A 14533-nucleotide genomic window follows, 5' to 3' on the forward strand; every position below is an offset into this window, starting at 1 on the left:
TAACCTACGGATTCGTAGCCTACGCTTTCGTAAGTTCCACTGGATCCGGCAACCGCTCGCCGGTTTGTTCAGCTTTGTCACACGTCCCCCTGGAGTTCCCGTGACGATCGCCACCCCTCACCTCGGCAGCCCTTCCGTCTGGACCGACGCCAAGCTGCTGTACGCGCTCGAGGAAGTGGTCGAGAAGGAACTGAACCGGCACCTCAAGGTCACCAAGGACTGGATGCCGCACGAGTACGTGCCCTGGAGCGACGGCCGTAACTTCCCGGGCTTCTTCGAGGACGGCGAGGCCTGGGACAAGGAGCAGTCGAAGGTCACCGAGATCGGCCGTATCGCGCTCGTGGTGAACCTCCTGACCGAGGACAACCTCCCCAGCTACCACCACGAGATCGCCTCGCTGTTCGGCCGCGACGGCGCCTGGGGCACCTGGGTGCACCGCTGGACCGCCGAGGAGGGCCGCCACGGCATCGTGATGCGCGACTACCTCCTGGCCTCGCGCGCGGTGGACCCGGACAAGCTGGAAGCCTTCCGCATGCAGCACATGAGCGAGGGCTTCGAGTCGGACAACCGGCACTCGATGCTGCACTCGGTCGCCTACGTGGCCTTCCAGGAGCTCGCGACCCGCGTCTCGCACCGCAACACCGGCCACCAGTCGGGCGACCCGGTCTGCGACCGCATGCTGGCGCGCATCGCGACCGACGAGAACCTCCACATGGTCTTCTACCGCAACCTCCTCAAGGCCGCCTTCGAGCTGGCCCCCGACCTGACCATGCAGGCCGTGCGCGACGTGCTCGTCAACTTCCGGATGCCCGGCCACGGCATGCCCGGCTTCGAGCGGTTCGCGGCGCAGATGGCGATCGGCGAGGTGTACAACCTGCGCATCCACCACGACGACGTCATCCAGCCGGTGCTGCGGTTCCTGAAGGTCATGGACATCGACGGTCTCGGCCCCGAGGGACAGAAGGCGCAGGAGGAGATCGGCCTGTACATGGGCGGTCTCGACTCGGAGGCGTCCAAGTTCGACGAGAAGCTGGCCACGCGCAAGGCGCGGATGGCGGCGCGCGCCGCCGGCTGACGTCTCCCAAGAGCACCTGAGCAGGCCCGCGCGGAGAAATTTTCCGCGCGGGCCTGCTTCTGCCTGCGGCATCATGCCGCCATGCGGCAGAACAGCAGGGTGGAACAGGCGGTCGGCTTTCTGCTCGGCCTGGTCGACGGGGAGACCGCCGAGCGGGTACGGGCACGGACCGGGCTGCCCGCGCCCGAGCGGCCCGAGGCCACCGCGGAACGGTTGCGGCGGGCATGGACATGGGCGCCGCATCTGCCGGCCTCGGTGGCGCTGTGGATCCTGGAGAACGACGATCCCGGCCTCAACGCCGTCGTGTGGCGGTACATCCCGACCGACTCCGGACTGCGCAGGGCCATCGCGCGCGGTGTGCCGTTCGGGCCCGGTCGCACCGGGACCATACGGGTCGACCGCGCCCTCCCGGGGGCGGAGCCCGAGATCCCCGAGAGCTACGTCCGCCATGGCCTCGTCGGCAGTCTGCGCGAGGTCGACTCGATGGCCGCGGGACGCGCCGCCGCGTCCATGGTGCTCACTCCGGACGACTGGTGGACCGTCGGCGAGGCGGACCGCGAGCGTCCGCTGCCGGGTTACGCGCGCTGGGCGCTCTCCGTGCGCCCGGACTGCCCGCCCCTGGTGCGCGAATCCTTCGGCGCGCACGCCAAGTTCACGCACCGGCTGCGCCAGGCAGGCGTGTACGACGGTCCCGCCGAGTACGTGACGTCCGAGGGGCCTGCCGTCCGCGTCCTGGAGGTGCTCGCGCTGGGGCACGCGCTGTTCCCGGCCCGTGTCCGGGAGGCCGAGGACACGCTCCGCCCGCTCGTCCGGGAGCACTTGGGCGACCGTGAGGAGGCGTGGGCGGTGCTGGCCCAGCTGATGGAGACCTTCCACGGCAACGCGCCCGAGCTGGTGGTGACCGCGGGCGCCATCGCCTAGGGGGGCGGGGCGGCTGGATTCGAACCAGCGTGTTCTGGTTTTGGAGACCGGTGCGCCTGCCTCTGCGCTACGACCCCGCCCTTGACGCCAGATCGTAATGCCTTGGCCCGATGTCAGTGGGTCCTGGTACCAATGAGGCACGGGGGCTTGTCAGTACGGGGGGCACGACATGGCGTACGGAGAGCGGGGGCGGCGTCCCCCGGTGGTGGACCTCGCCGACCGCAGGGCACTGGAGGCGTACCGCCCGGCGGATCCGGGGGTCGTGGCGGAGGCGCGGCGGCTCAAGGAGGCCGCGCTGCTGGACTTCGGGCTGACGCAGTCGGCGGTGGCGTCCTGGCTGTACGCCAAGTGCCACCACCAGATCCCGACGACCGCGATCGACACGGCGGCCGTGGTGGCGTCCGGCGACGGCACCTGTCTGCTGCTGTTCAACCCGGACTTCTTCGTCGAACTCGGCCTGGACGGCGTCAAGTTCGTCCTGTTCCACGAGGCCCGCCACCTCGTGCACCGCCATCTGTTCGCCGACCCGGAACTGCGCGACGACCCGGTCTTCGAACTGGCCGCCGAGGCGTCCATCAACCATGTGGCGCTGGTCCGGCTCGGCAGGCGCGAACTGCCGCTGCTGGACGGCCGGCCGACGGGCGTCGACCCGCGCACGGTGTACGAGCACTACCGCGCGGACCTCACGGCCCACGGACTGGAGCCGGTGCCCTACGAGACGTTCACCGAGACGGACCTGCGGGTCTACGGCGAGCTGAAGCGGATGCACCGCCCACCGGCCCCGGAGCGCCGGCTCTGCGTGCACCTGGCGGACGGCGCCCCTGTCCCGGCCGACCAGGAGACCGTCGACGCCGTGACGTCCTCCGCGCTGCTCAACTCCCTGCTGGCGGCACGACGCGGGCACGCGGGCGCGGAGCGGGAGCTGCTCGACCTCATGGACCGCACCCAGGACGGCAGCGCCCGGGCGGCCCGGATCTGGGGCAACCTGGGCGCGGGCATGCTGCGCGGCGAGACCACGCGCACGCGCACGGTCGACTGGTGGCAGCGCTGGCTGGTCGACGTCCTCGGCTCCAAACTGCGCGACGGCGAGCGGCTGGTGTACCCGAAGAAGCGCGGCGCCCTGCTCGCGGCCCTCGGCCAGGACCCGATGCTGGCACGGCGCGGCCCGGTGCGGGACAAGGTGCTGGTCATCGCGTACGACACCTCGGGCTCGATGCCGCACCACGTGATCACCTGGCTCACCGAACTCGTGGGCGGGATCGACGGCGTTCAGGCGCACTGGCTGTCCTTCGACGCCGTGGTCATGCCCTTCGTGCCGGGCGAGCGGGTCTACGGCGGTGGCGGTACGAGCTTCCAGGCCGTCGCGGACTACGTGGAGGGCCGTACGGAGGTGAACGGGCGCCGTTTCGACGAGACCCCGGACGCCGTCGTGATGCTCACCGACGGATACGCGCCGACGATCACGCCCGCCGAGCCGGACAAATGGATCTGGCTGATCACGGAGGGCGGCGACGAATGGCCCGAGACGCACACACCCGCGATGGACTGCCATCGCGTCAGCACGGGATCGCGGTAATGACCAGGGGAACGCGGTAAATGACCACGCAGACACAGCAGTCGACGGACGTGCGATCCCTCTCGCGGCTCGAGTCCTTCATCGACGCGATGATCGACATGGGCCAGACGGGCCAGATCTTCGGCGAGCACGGCATCGGCAAGACGGCGACGTTCTTCTCCCACCTCGCCCGCGCCCACCCGGACACCGCCCTGGTGTACGTCCCGGCGGCGAACCTGACGCCCGACGACCTGCTCGTCAACGCGCCCGTGCGCGATCCGCACACCGGCGAACTGGTGCTGCGCCAGCTGGTGATGAGCCAGCTGAAGCCCGGCACCCCGTTCGTGCTGCTCATCGACGACTCGCTCCAGGCGGGCGACACCATCCAGTCGCAGCTGATGCAGATCGCCTGCGACTGGACGCTGGGCGAGCACGATCTGCGGGCCCTGGGGTGCGTCGGGGTGTTCCTGACCGACAACGAGTCGCTCGCGGAGACCTCGTCAAGGCGCGGTGACCTCGCGCTCCTGGACCGCATGGTCACCCTGCGGATCACGGCCAACGACACGTCCTGGCGCCGGCACCTGGCGGCCAAGTACCGCCCGTGGGACCTGCGTCCGGTGTTCTCGCTGTGGGCGTCCCTCTCCCCCGCCCTGCGCGAGCGGCTCTCCCCACGCACCCTCGACCACATCCTGGCCAACGCGAAGGAGGGCTTCCCGCTGCGCTGGGGCCTGCCCCTGGTCGACGGCGAGCGGCTGCGGCTGGCCGAGCCGGGCCCGGACGGCAAGCCCGGGCAGGACCGTACGCACGAGATCCTGGACCGGATCGCCGAGTCGGTGGGCGTGGCCAACCCGGCGACGATCCCCGACCCGGTACGGCAGGTCGTGCGCGCCGCGCTGCGCAACCGCTGGACGGTGCTGCTCCAGGGCCCGCCGGGGTGCGGCAAGACGGAGCTGGTGCGGGAGACGGTGCGCGAGGGGCTCGGCCGGGACGCGCTGTACTTCTCGCTGCCGGTGACCAACGTCGAGGACCTGTGCGCGCCGATCCCGTCGGCGGACGGCACCCTGGAGAATCTGCTCGCCGCGCACTTCACCGGTCCGGAGCCGAAGGCGATCGTGTGGGACGAGTACAACCGGCCCAAGGACAAGGCCGCGTTCGCCAAGCTCATGGAGATCACGCAGGAGTGGTCGCTGGCCGGGCGGCGGATCGAGAACCTGCGCGCCCAGATAGCCGTCCAGAACCCGCCGTACCACCTCGGCCGCAAGCTGCTGGTGTCCCGGAACAACATCGCCCAGGCGACACGCTTCACGGCCTCGCTGACCGTCGAACCGGAGGACATCCCGGCCAACGAGTGGCTGCTCGCCCGCTACGGCTCCGACGCGGAGACGGTCCTGGAGTGGTGGAAGCACGACATCGACGATGAGGGCCGTGCCTGGATCACCAAGCGCACGCTGGAGCGGCTCATCAAACTGCACCGGCGCGGGCTGCCGCTGGAGATGGGCACGGTCTATCTGGGCGACGGCGAGTACGCGCCGGTTCCGCTCACGGCCCTCATGGACCGCTTGAAGGGCCACCAGGTCACGGGCCTGCGCGAGCTCGCTCGGGACGCCGACGCGTGGGAGGCCCGACTGCGCCGGGCGGCCGCCCACACCGACGAGGGCGGCGACGACAGCGACGTCGTCCACCAGATCCTCGCCAACGCCGAGTTGTCCCAGTTGAAGAAGCACCGCGCGGTGGTGACCCGCCTGGTCGCCCTGCTGCCGGCGAAGCTGCGGGCGACTTATCTCGTGGGCGCCTCGGAGCGGCAGCAGCGGTTCTGGACGGAGGTGTTCGTGGGGATGCGGAAGCGCTGAGGCTCAGGCGTCGGGCGGGGCCGTCCTGTGCACGCTCCGTACGGCGGCCACGTCGGCGGGGACCGCTGGTGGCGGAAGGTGTGCGCTGAGCGCGTTCAGGCGGCGTCTGACGCTGGCGGCGATGCCCTGGCCCAGGACGAAGCGCGTGGCGGTGACGGCGCGGGGTGCGGTGTCGAGGAGGCGGTGGGCCTCGCGGCTGCGCATGCCGGTGTGGGTGAGGACCAGGTGGGTCAGACGGTGCTCGGCGGCCGCCAGGGTCTCGGACATCGTCTCGGCTGCCGTCAGGTCGATGTGGTTGTCGGCCGCGCCCAGGACCGCCGCCGCGCGTACCCGGCCGAGGTCCAGCAGGGTGACCCCGGCCGCGGTGGCCGCCGTCACCAGCCGGGCGGCGGCCCGCGGTCCGACGCCGTTGCTGGCGACGGCGAGCCGGGTGAGTCGTCCGTGCGGCGCCCGCTCCAGCGCCTCGGCCAGGCGGAGGGCTCCCGCGTCCCCCAACCGGGCGGCGGACACGTACAGTTCGTCGATCGCGCCGGCCGCCACGACCGCGCCGAGCGCCTCCGCCCCCGCCTCCCCCAGCGGGTTGCCGCCGACGAAGAGCCGCTCGATACGGCGCCCGTTGCCGGCGGCCGCCAGCAGCGCGTCGGCGAGGACGACGGCGCCTGCCGCGTCGAGGCCGGTCTGGACGAGGTCGAGGGTGCGCAACGACCGCGCGGAGTCGATGAGTTCGGCCGCCGCACGACCTCCCCCGGTGCCCAGCGGGTTGCGTTTGAGCCATACCCCCGTGACGACCTGTGGCGAGGCCCGCAGCTGGTCGGCGATCCGGCAGGCGCCGCCCGCGGTGATCCCGTTGCAGCCGAGGTAGAGCGTCTCGACGTCCTCGCTCGCTCCGGCGACGACGGCGGCCCCGGCATCGCCGAGACCGTCCGTGCCGAGCAGCAGATGCCGTACGGGCGAGGGTCCTTGCGCCAGCGCCTCGGCGACCAGGGCGGCACCCTCCGCACCCAGCTCCTGCTTGCACAGGTCGAGCCGCCCGTCGGGCAGCGCGGTACCGGCGGGGAAGTCCAGCCGTTCACCGGCCGGGCGCCCGGCCCGCAACCAGTCGAGGAGCGGGGCGAGTTCGGCCACCGGCCGCGGCACTACGGAGGGAACACCGGCGAAGCCACTCGTTCCCTCGGTCACCACTCCGCCTCCCGATAGTCCTTGAGGAAGACCCCGGACACGGGGTCCCCCGCCTCGCCCCGCACGATCGGGTCGTACACCCGGGCCGCCCCGTCCACCACGTCCAGCGGTGTGCGGAACCCGGCCTGGGCCATCCGTGCCTTCTTCGGCGCCGGGTTCTCGTCGGTGATCCAGCCGGTGTCCACGGCGCACATGTGGACGCCCTGCTCGGCGAGTTCGGCGGCGCTGGTGCGGGTGAGCATGTTCAGGGCGGCCTTGGCCATGTTGGTGTGGGGATGCCCGGCCATCTTGTTGCGGACGGCGAAACGGCCCTCCACCGCGGTCACATTGACGACGTACCGACGCGGGTGCGGCGAGGCGAGCAGCAGGGGCAGCAGCCGGTCGCACAGCAGCGCCGGGGCGAGGGCGTTGACGAGCTGGGTCTCCAGCACTTCCGCCGGGTCGAGGGCGCCGAGCCGGGCCGACCAGGAGTTCTCCGGGGACGGGTCGGGCAGCAGCCCCGCCTCGTCGGCCTCGCGCAGGGCGACGGGAAGGGAGGCGGCACCGCTCTCCAGCATCCGCATCGGCGTGAAGCCGGGGGCCCGCCGCGCGCCCTCGGGCAGACCGTCGTACTCCCCGGAGGCGAGCAGCGCGTACGACTCCGGCGGTCGCCGTACGGTCTGCGCGGCGTTGTTGACGAGGATGTCCAGCGGCTCGCCCTCCTTCCGCAACTCCTCACACAGCCCCAGCACTTGGCGTGGGTCGCGCAGGTCGACGGCGAGCACGGTCAGCCGGTCGAGCCACTTCTCGCTGCCCGGCTCGGCGCGGAAGCGGCGCGCGGTGTCGTGCGGGAAGCGCGAGGTGACGAGGACCTCCGCGCCGTCGCGCAGCATCATCAGCGCCAGCTGGAAACCGATCTTCACCCGGCCGCCGGTGAGCAGCACACGGCGACCGCTGAGGTCGGTGCTCAGCGCCCGTCGGGCCGTGTTGTCGGCGGCGCAGTCGGGGCAGAGGCGGTGGTAGAAGGCATCGACGTGTCGATAGGGCGACTTGCAGACATAACAGGTGCGGGGCTTGCGGAAGACACCCGAGTCGCCGGACCCGGCCAGGGGCGCGTCCTCGCGGCGGCTCAGCGCGCCGGTAGCGGTCGCGGCCATGGCCCGCGCGTCGGCGGCGGAGGCCTCGGCGCCCCGCGTCTTGCGCCGCCGCAGCCGTCCGTCGCGGGCGAAGGAGGCGGCGACCTGCTCGGCGCGCAACCGCACCGGGTCGTCGACGGGCAGAGCCCGCAACTTGCCCACCACCTGGTGGAAGGCGGCCAGTTCCGCCTCGCTGACCGCCTCGTGCCCCGAAGCGGACAGTCCCGCCTCCATGATCGCCCCGCCTCTGTGCCGTCCCCGCCCGTCACCGCCGTACCGCGGGCCCGACCGGATTCGAACCGGCGTATCCGCCCTGACAAGGCGGCGAGTCTGCCTCTGCTCTACGGGACCCCGCGCACGCATCCGGACGACCGGATTCGAACCGGCGTGGCCGCCTGAGCAAGGCGGTGCGCCTGCCTCTGCGCTACGTCCGGACGCGCCCCCGGATCCTAACCGCACCCCCGATGGCCGGTCGCACCGATTTACGGGACGCCCCGTCGGTGCAACGGTGCCCGGAGGGGGTGACACACCATGGCCCAGACCCATGAGTGGATGTTCTACGAGGTCATGTGGCGCGCCTGGGCGGGTCGGGAACAGGTCCCGTACCCCGTGCCCTGGTGGGCGCAGCAGGCCTTCCGCCGCTGGAGCGACGACTTCGACTCCGGCACCTACGAGTCCAAGGAGGCGGCCTTCGCCTCCAACGCCCTGTACCGGTACTGGCACATGGTCGGCGTCAAGGACCACCGTCAGGAGTCCCTGATCGGCCAGGCGGGTGAGATCGAACCGGTCTACGACAAGTACAGCCTCTCGTTCTTCCTGCACGATCCGACAACGGGCACCTCATGGCTGCCCCAACTCCCGGACAGCGGACGGGTGGAGCAGCGGCTGGAGGCACCGCATCTGCCGGTCGTGCTGACGACGTTCCGCACCACGGACGACGTGGAGTTCGTGCAGCGCACCTTCGCCGCCACCGTCGGGGCGAGCCAACGGGACCTGGTCGTCACCCGGGTGACCGTGGGCAGTCCGACGGGACGGGAGCGCACCGGTCTGCTGTGCGCGGCGGTGCTGCCGTCCGGACCGAGCGGCTTCCAGCGGCACGACCGCAACGGACGGCAGATCACCGACCGCCGGCTGACGTTCCTGCGTCATCTGCCGGACGAACAGCGGGTGGAGACCAACGCCGGCTGGGGCCCGGTCTTCGACACCGCGCCGGAGCAGTACGGGGTCTACGGCAACACGGACTTCTCCTTCGACCCGGACGCGTACCTCACCCGCAGCGCCTTCCACGACCTGGCCGTCGGCGGCAAGCTGAACGGCGCCGTGGAGGCACAGGACCAGGTGGCGGGTCTGTGCAGCGCGGTGTTCGCGTGGCCGTTCCGGATCGCCGAGGACGAGGTCTTCGAGATCGATGTACGCCTGCCCGTGGACCAGTTCTCCGGCTCCGCCGACCTCGCCGAGCTCAGGGGCACGCCGACCGCCGAACTGGAGGCGGCCAACCGGGACTTCTGGACGGCGAAGCTCCTCGGGCAAGGCCTCCAGCCGGGGCTGCCGCGTCCGGTGGCGCACCTCACCGACCAGTTCCGGCAGGCGCGTTCGCAGCTCCTGATCCTGTCCGACCACGGTGAGATCCATCCCGGCCCGACCGTCTACGACTCCTTCTGGATCCGCGACTCCTCCGTCGAGGCGACGGCATGCTCGCTCGTCGGCGACTCGGCCCTGGCCGAACGGCAGTTGGGCACCCACTACCCGCTCAGGTTCAACCACGGGACGGGCCGGATCGGTCCGTGTGCCGAGTACGGCTTCTACGGCGGGCCGCACGAGAAGGACGACCGCGAGTGGGACAGCAACGGCCAAGCCCTGTGGGCGATCGGCCGGTTCGACCGCACGAGCGGCCGACGGGCGGCGTTCGGGGCCAAGTTGTACGTCCCGTATGTGCGCGACGCGGCCCGCTGGCTGCGGGACAACCGCGATCAGTACGGCCTGCTGCACAGCGGCTGGAGCGCCGAGCACCTCGGCGAGCGCGACAAGCCGCACTACTGGGACGACTTCTGGGGCCTGGCCGGACTCTACGAGGCGGCCCGGCTCGCCGAGCGCATCGGGGCGCCGGAGGCCGGCGAACTGTGGGGTGCCTTCGACGACTTGAAGCGGGCCACGGCCGAGTCGATCCGCTGGGTGCTGGGTGAGCAGCGGGCGCGCGGGGCCTGGGAGACGTACATCCCGGCCGGGCCCGGTGATGTCGGCCGGCTCGACTCGACGATGATCGGCGCGGCCGCCTACTTCCACCCGCTGCGCCTGCACATGGGCAGCAAGTTGGGCGACGACATCGACCGGGCGGCCCGCTGCACGCTCGACACCATGTACGCGCACTTCGTCACCGGCGGCTTCCGGCACGACGCCGCCTGGTACGCGTACGGGCCCTACCTGACCACGCAGTTGGCGCACGCGTATCTGCTCGCCGGTGATCCGGGACGGATGGACGAACTGCTCGGCTGGATCTTCGACGCGGGCTTCCCGCACCCGGCCGGACGCGCGGCGGCACTGGGCGCCTGGAACGAGCAGCACGCCTACCCGGTGGCGTCCGACTTCGCCGAAGTCCCGTTCGGCCGCTGGTACATGGGTGACATCCCGCACGGCTGGGCGGCCGCCGAGTATCTGCTGCTGATCCGCGACATCCTCTTCTTCGAGGCGGACGAGGACCACGACCCGCACCTGTACATCGCTCCCGGCGTACGACCGCACTGGGTGCCGGGAGACGAACGGGTCACCGTGGACGCGGCGCCGACGCTCTTCGGCTCGCCGTTCGGCTACCGGCTCGCCCACGACCCGGCCGCGCGGACGGTGACCGTGGACATCAGGCAGGCGCCGGAGGGGGTGCGGTTCGTCTATCCGTGCGCGTTCGGCGAGGTGCGCTCGGCCGAGGCGAACGGGCGGGAGCTCGCCGTGACGGGCCAGGACGTGCGGGTGCCGGCGGGGACGTGGCGGTTCAGTGTGACGTACGCCTGATCTCCAGGCGTTCCTTCTCCGACAGGCCGCCCCAGACACCGAAGCGTTCGTCGTTGTCGAGGGCGTACTCCAGACAGGCGGAGCGGATCGGGCACAGGCCGCAGATCCGCTTCGCCTCGCGTACGGAGCTGCCCGGCTCGGGGAAGAAGAAGTCTCCACCGGTCTGCGCGCACAACGCCTCGTCCTGCCAGTCCAGGCCGGGCGGGGTGATCGTTTCGATGAGCATGTTCAGGATCGTGCCGGGCGGCGAAAAACGTTCGATCAACGCGGGATCAACGCCGCGTTCGCAGGCCCCCGGCCGCCTTGATGGTCCTCCGCCGCTCGGCGTGGCGCACGGCGGCGCGCGGAATCGCGGGAAAACTGGGAGAGGCCTGCCCGTCACGGATGGTCACTGCACGGGGCGATTGTCAGTGGGCGGTGCGAGACTCGGCAGTGCAGTGGACGGGACCCTTCAGAGGAGGGCAACGATGCTCACCACCCGTTATGTCACCGGCGCCCCGAACTGGCTCGATCTCGGCACCCCCGACATCGACGGCGCCGCTTCCTTCTACGGCGCGCTGTTCGGCTGGCGGTTCCAGCCGGGGCCGCCCGAGGCCGGCGGTTACGGCTTCTTCCAGCTCGACGGCAGGACGGCCGCGGCCGGTATGCAGAATCCTCCGGAGCAGGGCCCGCCCTCCTGGACGGTGTACTTCCAGACTCCGGACGCGGATGCCACGGCGAAGGCCGCCGAGCAGGCGCACGGCGCGGTGCTGCTGCCGCCCATGGACGTCATGGACCAGGGCCGCATGGCCATCCTCGCCGACAAGGCGGGCGTCTCCTTCGGCATCTGGCAGCCCGCCGTGAACAAGGGCCTCGACGTCGTGCAGGAGCCCGGCTCCCTGTGCTGGCTGGAGCTGTACACACCGGACCAGCCCGCGGCCGCGTTCTTCTACAACGCCGCCCTCGGTCTGGAGACCTACGGCGTCGACTTCCCCGGCGGCACGTACACCACCATCAATCCCGCCGGCGCCTCCGAGGACGCCATGTTCGGCGGCATCGTGCCCCTGGCCGAGGCGCCCGGGGAGACGGACCCGTACTGGCTGCCGTACTTCGAGGTCACCGACCCGGACGCGGTGGTCTCCAAGACGCAGGAGCTCGGCGGCACGGTCCGGATGCCCGCCACGGACGTGGAGGGCGTCGGCCGGGTGGCCAAGCTCGCCGATCCCTACGGGGCGCGGTTCGCGGTGATCAAGAGCGTGCCGGGGCAGGGCTGACGGAGGCCCGGTCGGTGAGCGCCCTTAGTCTGTCCGGATGTTCAGGACGTTCACCGAGCGCCGGGCTCGGAAAGAACAGGAGCGGCAGCGTGAGCTGTCCGCACGGCTGAGGTCGTCCGAACCGGAGGTGCGGGCGGCTGCCGCCGGTGAGATCGCCCAGGTGAAGGACACGGCCTGGGCGATTCGGGAGCTGGCGCAGGCGATGGATCGGGAGCCGTCTCCCCTCTGGTTCGACGCTGTCGCCGGGCCGTTCTGCGATGCCGTGTGCCGGGACCGGGCGCTGCGGGAACGCGTGGAGCGGATGTTCGCCACCCATGTCGATGAACCGGTCGAACTGGTGCGTGCCTGGACCGCCCTGCTGGCGGAGTTCGGGGCCGGTGCCGCGCTGGACACCGTCGACGACGAGTTGGCCGCCGAAGTGGGTGCTCGACTGCGGCGGGTGCGTGAGCAGGGCGGGAAGCCCGATGAGCTGTCCGGGACGGACCCGGATTCCCTCACCTACGTGGTCACGTTCGGCGTCACCGTCGAGCTGCTTCATGACGCCGTACGCCGCTACGATCCCCTCCCCGCGGACGACATCGAACGGGCGAGACACGCGACCCGGGGGACGCTGGAGCGGGCACTCGCGCTCCCGGCGCGGAGCGACGACCGCTACGCGCTGCTGGTGTCCCACTGTGAACGGCCCGCTGACGAGACCTGGGCGGATCGGCAGCTGGCCGCCTTGCGCATCGGGGAGGCACTCGACCTGTGCGGGAGCGCCGAACCGGATCGCGTGGCACTCGGCGTGGAGAGCCTCGCCATCATGCTCGAACACAACGACGTGTGCCTGCACAATGCCATCCGCGAGGCGCTCGACGATCTCTGCGTACCGGACCAGGATCCGTTCACCTTCAGCGAGGTCCTGAGCTGCTACCCGTCGCTCCACGCCGACCGGCGCCTGGACGACCCACCGGTGGAAATGTTCCTCGCGGCGCTCGGTCACCCCGACCCGCTGGTGCGGGCGAACGCCGCCGCCGGGCTGGACACCATCGCTCCCGGACAGCCTGAGGAGTCGCGGGCCGTCGCCGCCCTGATCGAGGCCATGGAGCACGACCCGGACGTCGAGGTCGTGCGCTCGGCGGCGTACGCACTCGCCACGATTCCCTGCCGCGCGGAGGCCGACACCCGTGCTGCCTCCGCGGCGCTCGCGGCCAAGGCCGGATCGGCCGACCCGGGTCTGCGCGTGGCGAGCGTGGACGGGGCGATCCACCGCAACGAGCCCGGAGCGTACGACCTGCTGACGGCCGAGCTCCGACGGCCCGATGTCGAGGCCCGGTTCATCAGCTCCGTCGGCTTCTTCCTGGATCTCGGAAAGCAGCCGTCGAAGGATGTGACCGCGCAGTGGGCCCGTCTGCTGGAGCGGCTGCGCCAGGACGGCTGGCCCGACCGGCCGAACGAGCACGAGGACGGCGACGACACGGTGCCCGGCTTCCGGACGGCCCTCCTGGAGCTGACGCTGGACAAGACGCGCGCCTACAACGCCTAGGCGGACGCCCGCCGCACCAGTGTCGTCCTCAGCACGACGCTGGACGCGGCGCCGTCCGTCCCCAGCAACAGCCGGGCCATCAACCGCCCCATCTCCTCGATGTCCTGACGGATCGTCGTGAGCGGCGGATCGGTCTGCTCCGCCACCGGCAGCATGTCGTCGAACCCGATCACGGCCACGTCGTCCGGCACCCGCCGCCCCCGCTCCCGCAGCACCCGCAGCGCCCCGGACGCCATGAGGTCGTTCGCGGCGAACACGGCGTCGACGTCCGGGCGCCGCTCCAGCAGCTCCCGCATCGCCCGCTCCCCACCGCCCGGGGTGAAGTCCCCCTCGACCACCAGCTCCGGGTCGGTGTCCCCCATGACGTCCCGGAACCCCTCCAGCCGGTCCACCGCCGACGTCTGGTCCAGGGCGCCGGTGATGTGCGCGATACGCCTACGGCCGAGGCCCACGAGATGGCGTACGGCGTCCCGCGCCCCGCCCCGGTTGTCGCTGTCGACGAACACCACGTCACGGCTGCCGTCGCTCCACCCGGGCCGACCGCCGAACACCGTCGGGATACCGGCCCGTTGGATCAGTCCGGGCAGCGGATCGTCGAGGTGCAGGGAGAAGACGAGCGCCCCGTCGACATGGCCGCCGGCGAGATAGCGGCCGACCCGGGCGTGGTCGTCGCGTCCCTCGGTCAGCAGCAGGACCAGCTGGTTGTCGTGGGCCGTCAACTCCTTGCTGATGCCCCTGAGTTGCAGGGCGAAGAAGGGGTCGGCGAAGACCCGGGTCTCCGGCTCCGCGACGACGACGGCGATCGCGTCGTGCCGGCGCGTCACCAGGCTGCGGGCGGCCTGGTTCGGCACGTACCCCAGCTCCTCCACCGCCCGCCGGACCCGCTCGACGAGCGGCTCCCGCACCCCGTCCCCACCGTTCACCACCCGGGACACGGTGGCCCGCGAGACCCCGGCCCGCTCGGCCACGGCCTCCAGCGTGGGACGCGGCGCTGTCTCGGTCACTTCGGGGCCCTCCTCGTGGTTGCGGATCAGGATAGCCCTGGCCGGGGAGGGCG

At 71.5% G+C, this 14533-nt stretch carries 11 protein-coding genes and 3 tRNA genes; 7 read left to right on the forward strand and 7 right to left on the reverse strand.

The window, feature by feature from the left end; all coding sequences use genetic code 11:
• Window positions 1-100: 100 nt before the first annotated feature.
• A complete protein-coding gene (locus ACFY0U_RS19045; RefSeq protein WP_388636726.1) occupies window positions 101-1075 on the forward strand; it encodes an acyl-ACP desaturase in 975 nt (324 codons plus the stop codon).
• Between the two features lie 81 nt (window positions 1076-1156).
• The gene (locus tag ACFY0U_RS19050) at window positions 1157-1996 is read left to right on the forward strand and encodes a hypothetical protein (protein WP_388636729.1); all 840 of its coding nucleotides are present in this window, start codon (window positions 1157-1159) and stop codon (window positions 1994-1996) included.
• A gap of 3 nt (window positions 1997-1999) precedes the next feature.
• On the opposite strand, the gene ACFY0U_RS19055 is transcribed toward ACFY0U_RS19050, so the two are convergent.
• Window positions 2000-2075 (reverse strand) — tRNA-Trp (locus tag ACFY0U_RS19055).
• 90 nt (window positions 2076-2165) lie between these two features.
• Between ACFY0U_RS19055 and ACFY0U_RS19060 the strand changes: the two genes are divergently transcribed.
• A complete protein-coding gene (locus ACFY0U_RS19060) occupies window positions 2166-3572 on the forward strand; it encodes a hypothetical protein (protein WP_388636732.1) in 1407 nt (468 codons plus the stop codon).
• A gap of 20 nt (window positions 3573-3592) precedes the next feature.
• Complete coding sequence (locus ACFY0U_RS19065) at window positions 3593-5401, forward strand: AAA family ATPase (RefSeq protein ID WP_388636735.1); 1809 nt, start codon at window positions 3593-3595, stop codon at window positions 5399-5401.
• Window positions 5402-5404: 3 nt separating this feature from the next.
• Here the strand turns inward: ACFY0U_RS19065 and ACFY0U_RS19070 are convergent, their stop codons facing one another.
• The 4 genes from ACFY0U_RS19070 to ACFY0U_RS19085 all read right to left on the reverse strand — a co-directional run bounded on the left by ACFY0U_RS19070 (window position 5405) and on the right by ACFY0U_RS19085 (window position 8129).
• On the reverse strand, window positions 5405-6580 hold the full coding sequence (locus ACFY0U_RS19070; RefSeq protein ID WP_388636737.1) for a ribonuclease inhibitor: 1176 nt from the start codon (window positions 6578-6580) through the stop codon (window positions 5405-5407).
• Window positions 6577-7929: an SDR family NAD(P)-dependent oxidoreductase gene (locus ACFY0U_RS19075; RefSeq protein ID WP_388636740.1), complete on the reverse strand. Its 1353-nt coding sequence runs from the start codon at window positions 7927-7929 to the stop codon at window positions 6577-6579. The genes ACFY0U_RS19070 and ACFY0U_RS19075 overlap by 4 nt, the downstream gene beginning before the upstream one ends.
• A gap of 45 nt (window positions 7930-7974) precedes the next feature.
• Window positions 7975-8047: transfer RNA gene (locus ACFY0U_RS19080), tRNA-Asp, on the reverse strand.
• Window positions 8048-8057: 10 nt separating this feature from the next.
• Window positions 8058-8129, reverse strand: a tRNA-Ser gene (locus tag ACFY0U_RS19085).
• A 97-nt stretch (window positions 8130-8226) separates the two neighbouring features.
• On the opposite strand from ACFY0U_RS19085, the gene ACFY0U_RS19090 reads away from it, so the two are divergent.
• Window positions 8227-10698 (forward strand): hypothetical protein, encoded by a 2472-nt coding sequence (locus ACFY0U_RS19090; RefSeq protein ID WP_388636743.1) that lies wholly within the window; start codon window positions 8227-8229, stop codon window positions 10696-10698.
• Here ACFY0U_RS19090 and ACFY0U_RS19095 read toward each other — a convergent pair.
• A complete protein-coding gene (locus ACFY0U_RS19095) occupies window positions 10679-10924 on the reverse strand; it encodes a WhiB family transcriptional regulator (protein ID WP_199924482.1) in 246 nt (81 codons plus the stop codon). The two genes, ACFY0U_RS19090 and ACFY0U_RS19095, sit on opposite strands and share 20 nt — an antisense overlap.
• A 241-nt stretch (window positions 10925-11165) precedes the next feature.
• Between ACFY0U_RS19095 and ACFY0U_RS19100 the strand changes: the two genes are divergently transcribed.
• The gene (locus ACFY0U_RS19100) at window positions 11166-11951 is read left to right on the forward strand and encodes a VOC family protein (RefSeq protein ID WP_388636746.1); all 786 of its coding nucleotides are present in this window, start codon (window positions 11166-11168) and stop codon (window positions 11949-11951) included.
• Window positions 11952-11988: 37 nt separating this feature from the next.
• Window positions 11989-13476 carry a HEAT repeat domain-containing protein gene (locus tag ACFY0U_RS19105; RefSeq protein WP_388636749.1) on the forward strand — a complete coding sequence of 496 codons (1488 nt, stop codon included), beginning with the start codon at window positions 11989-11991 and terminating at the stop codon, window positions 13474-13476.
• Here ACFY0U_RS19105 and ACFY0U_RS19110 read toward each other — a convergent pair.
• Window positions 13473-14480, reverse strand: coding sequence for a LacI family DNA-binding transcriptional regulator (locus tag ACFY0U_RS19110; RefSeq protein ID WP_388636752.1), 1008 nt, complete (start codon window positions 14478-14480; stop codon window positions 13473-13475). The two genes, ACFY0U_RS19105 and ACFY0U_RS19110, sit on opposite strands and share 4 nt — an antisense overlap.
• Window positions 14481-14533: the final 53 nt, after the last annotated feature.

Origin of the sequence: Streptomyces sp. NPDC001536 (genome assembly GCF_042894505.1) — a bacterium.
Classification (GTDB): Bacteria; Actinomycetota; Actinomycetes; order Streptomycetales; family Streptomycetaceae; genus Streptomyces.

What these genes read in the sequence shown, in the direction of transcription:
- ACFY0U_RS19050 (WP_388636729.1), top strand. Translation starts at nt 1,157, where the DNA reads ATGCGGCAGAACAGCAGGGTGGAACAGGCGGTCGGCTTTCTGCTCGGC.
- ACFY0U_RS19060 (WP_388636732.1), top strand. Translation starts at nt 2,166, where the DNA reads ATGGCGTACGGAGAGCGGGGGCGGCGTCCCCCGGTGGTGGACCTCGCC.
- ACFY0U_RS19065 (WP_388636735.1), top strand. Translation starts at nt 3,593, where the DNA reads ATGACCACGCAGACACAGCAGTCGACGGACGTGCGATCCCTCTCGCGG.
- ACFY0U_RS19075 (WP_388636740.1), bottom strand. Translation starts at nt 7,929, where the DNA reads ATGGAGGCGGGACTGTCCGCTTCGGGGCACGAGGCGGTCAGCGAGGCG.
- ACFY0U_RS19090 (WP_388636743.1), top strand. Translation starts at nt 8,227, where the DNA reads ATGGCCCAGACCCATGAGTGGATGTTCTACGAGGTCATGTGGCGCGCC.
- ACFY0U_RS19095 (WP_199924482.1), bottom strand. Translation starts at nt 10,924, where the DNA reads ATGCTCATCGAAACGATCACCCCGCCCGGCCTGGACTGGCAGGACGAG.
- ACFY0U_RS19100 (WP_388636746.1), top strand. Translation starts at nt 11,166, where the DNA reads ATGCTCACCACCCGTTATGTCACCGGCGCCCCGAACTGGCTCGATCTC.
- ACFY0U_RS19105 (WP_388636749.1), top strand. Translation starts at nt 11,989, where the DNA reads ATGTTCAGGACGTTCACCGAGCGCCGGGCTCGGAAAGAACAGGAGCGG.